Source organism: Limosilactobacillus kribbianus, from assembly GCF_026413145.1.
Lineage (GTDB): Bacteria > Bacillota > Bacilli > Lactobacillales > Lactobacillaceae > Limosilactobacillus > Limosilactobacillus kribbianus.
Genome location: NZ_JAOVYZ010000068.1, coordinates 1 through 6904, shown reverse-complemented (window position 1 = coordinate 6904; position 6904 = coordinate 1). Strand labels below are relative to the sequence as shown.

At 45.2% G+C, this 6904-nt stretch carries 7 protein-coding genes; all 7 read right to left on the bottom strand.

Annotated features, from left to right (window positions below; all coding sequences use genetic code 11):
* Positions 1-119: 119 nt before the first annotated feature.
* The 7 genes from OCT58_RS09685 to OCT58_RS09655 all read right to left on the bottom strand — a co-directional run bounded on the left by OCT58_RS09685 (position 120) and on the right by OCT58_RS09655 (position 6473).
* The gene (locus OCT58_RS09685) at positions 120-707 is read right to left on the bottom strand and encodes a hypothetical protein (protein WP_267202634.1); all 588 of its coding nucleotides are present in this window, start codon (positions 705-707) and stop codon (positions 120-122) included.
* A 369-nt stretch (positions 708-1076) separates the two neighbouring features.
* Positions 1077-2201 carry a helicase HerA domain-containing protein gene (locus OCT58_RS09680; RefSeq protein ID WP_267202633.1) on the bottom strand — a complete coding sequence of 375 codons (1125 nt, stop codon included), beginning with the start codon at positions 2199-2201 and terminating at the stop codon, positions 1077-1079.
* Positions 2202-2333: 132 nt separating this feature from the next.
* Positions 2334-2765 (bottom strand): hypothetical protein, encoded by a 432-nt coding sequence (locus tag OCT58_RS09675; protein ID WP_267202632.1) that lies wholly within the window; start codon positions 2763-2765, stop codon positions 2334-2336.
* Positions 2766-3020: 255 nt separating this feature from the next.
* On the bottom strand, positions 3021-4340 hold the full coding sequence (locus OCT58_RS09670) for an LPXTG cell wall anchor domain-containing protein (protein WP_267202631.1): 1320 nt from the start codon (positions 4338-4340) through the stop codon (positions 3021-3023).
* Between the two features lie 546 nt (positions 4341-4886).
* On the bottom strand, positions 4887-5444 hold the full coding sequence (gene efp, locus OCT58_RS09665; RefSeq protein ID WP_267202630.1) for an elongation factor P: 558 nt from the start codon (positions 5442-5444) through the stop codon (positions 4887-4889).
* Between the two features lie 245 nt (positions 5445-5689).
* Positions 5690-6004, bottom strand: a complete 315-nt coding sequence (locus tag OCT58_RS09660; RefSeq protein ID WP_267202629.1) for an AAA family ATPase — start codon at positions 6002-6004, stop codon at positions 5690-5692.
* Positions 5973-6473 (bottom strand): hypothetical protein, encoded by a 501-nt coding sequence (locus tag OCT58_RS09655; RefSeq protein ID WP_267202628.1) that lies wholly within the window; start codon positions 6471-6473, stop codon positions 5973-5975. Before OCT58_RS09655 ends, OCT58_RS09660 begins: the two co-directional genes overlap by 32 nt.
* Between the last annotated feature and the right edge of the window lie 431 nt (positions 6474-6904).

The window sequence follows — 6904 nt, the reverse complement described above, 5'->3', positions numbered from 1 at the left end:
TTGAAAACGGGTGTAATAATCTCAGACTTTTCTTCCATACAAAACGACCTCCTATATTGATGTTGTCACCAGTATAGGAGATCGTGCGGTTTATTAATAGACGTATCGCTACGGCGGGCTTACGCGGAATACCTAAGATAGCGTTGGTAAACGTAACGAGCTCCTGATGTGATCACAACAAAGATCAAGCTTCCGCCAAGCACCGCCAGCGGCGTATAGATATAGGCATTGCGATCCCAAACATCGATCCACATGTTCGTAAAAATCAACACGAGCGCGTAGAAGCGGTAATTCTGCCATTTCGGGTAGTGGCCAATCAGCAAATACAACAATAGCAGCAAGGCCAGCCGGAGAGTCGCGTAAACCAGCTGGTGAGTTAATGCCAGATGAGTCTGATAGAGAACAGCATTAAACATCAGCACCGTAATGATGATGCTGCCACAGATGTAGCGCCAGTGCCGGTAATCGGTACTGAAGATGACCGACACCGCCATCGCATAGGGATAGATGATATTCCCCAGCTCATTATAAGAATACTGCAGGATGATATACTCCTGGAACGCAAAAATTAACAGCATGATAATTGCCTGCCGGTGCTTGTTAATCATGCTGTTAGGCAACACAATGTGGACGATGTACTGCTGACACAAGGTCATACTAGTAATCAGCGTTGGCAGAAGTATCATTTCAGTAATTAGTTTCCCCATTAATTCTGATCCTCTAATCAAACTAATTTCTCTATCATTATTAGACGGGCTATTCTAGAGCTAGAATACATCGAATACATAAAAAAATAACCTGCGCTTACCACAACACAGGTTATCTTTTCTATTTAGTGCGAAGCTAACAGGGAGTCATCCTCGGTAGTTGATGTTAATTGGATAAAAAGGATGCGTGACTCGACTGTCATTTCGCCGCCATTGATAAAATGAGTGCAAATCATTTATTTGCAAAGAGGATTATAAGCTTTTTCTATTGTGAAGTAAAGCACTAACTAGGAATTTTTAGTTACAATTCGTTTACGAAATGATTACACTACCTTCCACCATGCTGCGAGAAGGCTTGTGAAGTGGCAATCAAGCGTTTTTATCCCACCAAGCAGGAAGATTGACCCGCACTTTCTGAGGGTGATTACCAAAAAGACAGAGCGCCGCTTGCCCAACCTCAAACTTGGCAGCATCCGGCAAGCGCCAGTCACCGGGAAGGCAATGAACTTCGGCTGGATCGAGGAGCCGATGAACAATCAGGTGGTTAAACTGGGAACGCAACCGTGGCGGCAGATCCAATGGTGATTGAGTCGTCAAAAGCATCTTTAGATCGAGCTTGCGGCCTTCACGGAGGAGCTGGAAAATGCCGTTGTCCGCTAGGTCCTGCTCGTTCTTCGGTAGGTAACGATGGGCCTCATCAATCACCACGTTAACCGGAAAGCCCGCATTGTCCGCCAATCGACAACGCAGGATCTGCTTGAGCAAAAGCGAAATCAGCAGACGTTGACTGCCCTCATAATGCTTCAACAGGGAAAGATCAATTACCAGGGTACGGTGCTGGCTGGCGTGGTGAAGGAACATCTTCAAAACGAAATTCAGCTCACTCTTCATTGTCCCGGGATGGCGGTCGGTGTCGAACAGGGTCCGAAAGGCTGTGCTCCCCAGGCATTCCTGGAGGGCAATTAGTTGCGGCCAAGCGCGATTAATTGCTTTCCGGTCATACTGCTGGCCCAGTAAGGAATAATCCGCCCGCTCATCCAGTGCCGGAACGGTAAATTCTTCGATTAACTGTTGAAAAAGCAATGCTACCTGATAATCACTGCTCCAGTTTCCCAATTGCCGCAGATAATATTGGTGGTCAGCAATCGATTTGCCAAGGCGGTGGTAAATCCCGGTTTGCCCTACAATATTATGCTGCAGCTGCAAATCCGTAATTGCCTGCCGCAGCTTCTGTACAAGTAATGGTTGAACCGGCAATTGGACGCTTTCTAAAAGCTGCTTAGCGGTCAGTTTCCCAGCTTCAAAATAGCAATTGTCACCAAGACGATAGGTAATCGTATTTGGCAATTTCGAATATTCCCCGGTTGGGTCCAGGATGATGGCGGTCTGATTGCGCTTTTGCAGCTGACTTAAGAGTGTTAAGGTGGTCGTTGTCTTACCGCTGCCCGTTTGCCCCACGATCAGCAGGTGGTGGTTAAAAAGGCTGGCCGTCATTCTCTCTTGTTGTGCGTTGGTAATCTCTGGTGAAAAAGTTAACGGTGTCACGATAGTTTCCTTTCCTGCAAAGAAGGGACCGGTGAAAAAGATCGTTTTCTCCGGTCCCGTTTAAAATCAGTCTTTATTCTTTTACTTCAGCATTGCACGGTATTGGGCCCGCGTCATTTTAACACTGCTGCTCGATGTCGTTGCAGTCGAAACAGTTCGATGAGCGGGTTGGGAAGATTGTGCAGGCTGTTTATTCGTCGTGACCGACACCTTCTTCTGCTCGCTGGCAACGTGCTCACTTGCCGGCGGAATAATTTGAAAGCCATGCTCCAAATCATGGTTCACATTAATTGGTCGGGCGTCAGTAACGGTTCGGGGGCCAACATCTTGTGTTGAAACAGGGGCACCATTAATTTGCTGCAAGATCTGCACAGCCTTGTCGTGGTTGTTCTGTGTTACCTTCAGCAGCTGCTGATCAGGGTGCGGATCCTTTTTCAACATTTCAAGTTGTTCCTCGGTGTCACGGATAATTGCCTTAGTCGAAGCAATCATACTTTTTAAATTTTCATCCATATCTTAATTACTCCCATTATTCATTCTCTCTCACTAAATTATATGCTTCTTTTTCTTAATATTGAACTGCAAACTCAACATAAACAAAATCGCTCAGTATGAAATGCAAAGTGATAATCAAAAAGCGATCCATAGCGGAATCACACCCACCATGGATCGCTTTCATTACTCTAGATTGGGAATCTAAAGTTCAATAGTCCGAACATAGTTTTTAATCTTCAATTAAACTTAACGATCTAAAATTGAAAATCAATTTTAGTATTCACGCTTCTTGCCAGCAAGGCCAAGACCAAACATAGCAGCGGCAGCACCGAGGGCAATCATAGCACCAGCGTTTTCGTTACCAGTTTGTGGTAATGCCTTAGCAGTAGTTGAGGCAGCAACTTCACTCTTAGGAGTAGCAGCTACAGCAGAAACTTCAGCAGTTTGGGCTGGGGTAGTAGCAGTAGTTGCACCACTGTTAACAGAGGATGCTGGGTCAGCAGCAGAAGTTGCTGGGTCAGTTGATGAAGTTGCTGAAGAGTCAGCAGAGGATGCAGCTGAGGAATCAGCGGATGATGCAGCTGAAGAGTCAGCAGAGGATGCAGCTGAGGAATCAGCGGATGATGCAGCTGAAGAATCAGCAGAGGATGCAGCTGAGGAATCAGCAGAAGATGCGGCTGAAGAATCAGCGGATGAACCGTTGTTTTGGTTCCAGTCAATGTTGCTCAGCAGGTCTTGTGCTTGTTGAAGCAGTTGAGATGCCTTAGCAGCGTTGGCAGCAGCTTCGTTAACAACCTTTTGTGCAGCGGCAACGTTAGCTTGTGCATCAGTCAGGTTCTTTTGAGCATTAGCGACTTCCGTCTTAGCAGCAGCTTCAGCGTCTTGAGCAGCCTTCAGAGCGGCAGCAGCTTCGTCAGCAGCCTTCTTAGCAGCAGTTGAGTCAGCGTCAGCCAACTTCTTAGCAGCATCGTAAGCAGCGGCAGTTGAGGTAGCAGCTGATTGTGCAGCATCAGCAGCAGAACGTGCTGCAGAGTAAGCAGCACTTGCGCTGGTTACGTTTGCGGATGCGCTAGCCAGGGTTTCGTTAGCATTGCTCAGGTTTTGAGAAGCCGTAGCAGTGTTGTCAGTGATTTCCTTGGCTTGGCTAGTCAGTTGACTAGCTTCGGAAACAGCAGCCTTTGGTTCAGTGGTCGTGCTGGAAGCCGGAACTGGCTTAGCAGCATCACTCTTAACAGCAGCGGAGTTGATAGCAATTGCGCTGGAGTTAGTAGTGTTGGCACTTGCAACTGCAGAGTTAGCGTCACTTACACTTACTGCAGAGCTGCTTGCAGCAGAACTAGTAGCAGCAGAGCTGTCACTAGTTGCGGAAGAAGCTGCGCTGGAAGTGGTTGCCGTAGCGTCGGAAGTTGCTGCAGATGCAGCGGATGCGTTGGAGCCACTAGTAACTTGAGTCGTCGTTGGTGCTGCGGAAGAAGCATCAGCGTTGGCAGTGTTGTTAACATTGGATAATGTCAAACCTGCCAGAACAGCAGTTGTAGCTAAGCCAGCATATACAATGTGCTTCTTAGCTTTGTACATTTTGTACTTCATCATAATTGAAGATTCCTCCCAAAAATAAACTAAACTAATAGTAAAATTGGCCAGGACTATGTTCAAACTAACAAGAACCATTTTTCCTGAAACCAATTACATTGTATGCAATATTCTGAAATAGTACAACCCTACCATTCGGTTAAGCGGCCGTGACTACCCCCCCACTTGACTCTTAAAGTGTTGATCTATGGGCGTTTTAACCTTAAACATTTTTTCACAAAAAATTCAAAAATATTTTTCTCTACTGAACATTTTCGTCATTCACTGAAAAAACAGCAAAATTAAATTTTCAATTATCAGGTTATTTTCTAAGTTTCACCAACTAAATGGACGTTCATCGCTACTTAACTATTTTTTGATTTCTGAAATTGTCAAATTTAATTTTTGAATTGCGAATTAATCATCTGATTGCCGCGTCATTTATTTTTCTCTCTCCCATGCTAAGCGTTAAACAATCTTTATCATTATAATAGGTAGAAACATTTTAAAATGAAAGAACCCTTCCGCCGTAAAAGACGCAAGGATTCTTTCAGAAGTCTAATAATATTAAGCCCGGGACTTGTAGCTGCCATCAGTGGTGTTGATGATCAGCTTGTCGCCGTCCTTAATGAAGGCTGGGACGTTGACAACCAGACCGGTGTTCATGGTAGCAGGCTTGCCACCGCCGTCGATAGTGGCACCCTTGATCATTGGTTCAGTGTGAGCAACCGTCATTTCAACAGTGGTTGGCAGGTCAACACCGATGATGTCGCCGTTGACGAAGTTCAGGGTTACCTTCATGTTTTCTACCAGGTAGTTCTTGTCGTCACCCAGCAGGTCGTGGCTCAGCGTGTATTGATCGTAGCTTTCCAGGTCCATGAAGACGGCGTTGTCACCTTCGTCGTAGAGGTATTGAGCAGAACGCTTGTCAACGTTAACCTGCTCAACCTTTTCGGAAGGACGCATCGTGGTGTGGACAATGGAGCCGGTCCGCAGATCTTGGATGTCCATCTGCATCAGGGTGTTACCCTTACCTGGCTTGTGGTGGTTGATTTGAAGAACCTTGAGCAGCTTGCCGCCACGTTCAAAAACCATACCCTTTTTCAAATCGATCGTTTGAATCATGTCAAAATCTCCTTTGTATCATAAGTAAGTGCGTTCATCACGGAACTTTAAGCAGTCAGGCGATCAACTGCTTCGGCCGCACCCGGGGCCGTTTTTAGTGTGCTGCTTCACGACAGCATTCGCTATTTATTGTATCACATCTGACCGCGAAACGCCTTATTGCGGGGGGATTGGTGACTATATTTTCTAACGTCATTCAGCACCTCTACCAGGCTTGCGGTATCAATTACCGGAACCGCTCCGTACTATCCCTGAATGTATTTCTTAGCGAACTTAGCATCACGCCGTGCATTGTCGCGCGAATCCGTAAAGTCGAACGCCGATTTCAGATCACTTTCACCCATAAAGTCCTTTTCGACGAAATAAATCTGGTCAACACGGATACCGGCATCGAGTAAGTTGAAGTTGTGAGTAGTGATGATGTATTGATTCTTATTTTCAGTCGAATTGAAAATCTTCACCAATGTACTCGACAGCTCGTAGTGAAGCGAATCATCGAACTCATCGATCAGAATCGTCTTACCGTTGTTATTGATCTGTGAAAAAATAATTGCCAGCACAATGACAAACAGCTTTTGAGTCCCTACCGATTTCAGCGGATAATGGCAACTCCTCCGTCCCGATGACGTTACCATGCTCATCATAAGACTTGTGAATCGTGTACAGCTGCAGCATCGAATGAGGTGGCTCCGGGCTCCCTAGCTGATTCATCACCTTGGTTAATTCATCAGGAACATTCAACGGAATTCTACGGACGGTGATATCACTGATATTGAAGTCGGCAAAATTAAGGAAGCTGACCATCTCATGCTTGAGATCTGGATCTTTCATTAGCGAAAGAAGCTGGGCGGGAATGGCCGCCGCAGGGTTAATAAAAATCAGGTCCTGGTCGAACCATCTGTACACCTCTGCCGCAATCGGATCGTTTTGTTGTTGAGCAAGATAGAGAAAGAGGGCATTTTTCCGCAATTTTTTCTGTGGACCCTCAAGGTTAGCGTCGAGAGCCTGCGCCGGTGTGCAAATTGGCATAGGGGCAGCTCCTCTTACCGAGCCGGCTGGACACTTGAAAAGGCGCCCTTTTTATTTTGTATCCCATAAAACATACTATGGAATTAGAGTCCTTTATTTAATTTGGTTTTAAAACCATTTTTTCTGGATCCAAAATTAACATTTGTTATAATAAGTTTATTAATAGCAAAAAATGAAAATTAAAATCCCAGATTAAAAACTATGCACTGTTCAAAATATTATATTTATTGACATTCTCGTTACTATCTGTGATAATACAGTTAATCAATTAAATGACTCTTTAGAGTCCGGAAAGACGGGAAGTAATCTTCAATGTCATTAAGTTAAGAGCTTGACAATTAGTGGTCGGTTCTTACAGGATGTCGTTTGAAAAGTAATTCGTTAATTTTAAGGCCACCTAAGTAGTAATCGCGGTTACTAATTAGGTGGCC

Bases quoted from the DNA above. Each gene is read 5' to 3' on its own strand.
- OCT58_RS09680 (WP_267202633.1), bottom strand. From the start codon at position 2,201: ATGACGGCCAGCCTTTTTAACCACCACCTGCTGATCGTGGGGCAAACG.
- OCT58_RS09655 (WP_267202628.1), bottom strand. From the start codon at position 6,473: ATGCCAATTTGCACACCGGCGCAGGCTCTCGACGCTAACCTTGAGGGT.
- OCT58_RS09675 (WP_267202632.1), bottom strand. From the start codon at position 2,765: ATGGATGAAAATTTAAAAAGTATGATTGCTTCGACTAAGGCAATTATC.
- OCT58_RS09670 (WP_267202631.1), bottom strand. From the start codon at position 4,340: ATGATGAAGTACAAAATGTACAAAGCTAAGAAGCACATTGTATATGCT.
- efp (WP_267202630.1), bottom strand. From the start codon at position 5,444: ATGATTCAAACGATCGATTTGAAAAAGGGTATGGTTTTTGAACGTGGC.
- OCT58_RS09685 (WP_267202634.1), bottom strand. From the start codon at position 707: ATGGGGAAACTAATTACTGAAATGATACTTCTGCCAACGCTGATTACT.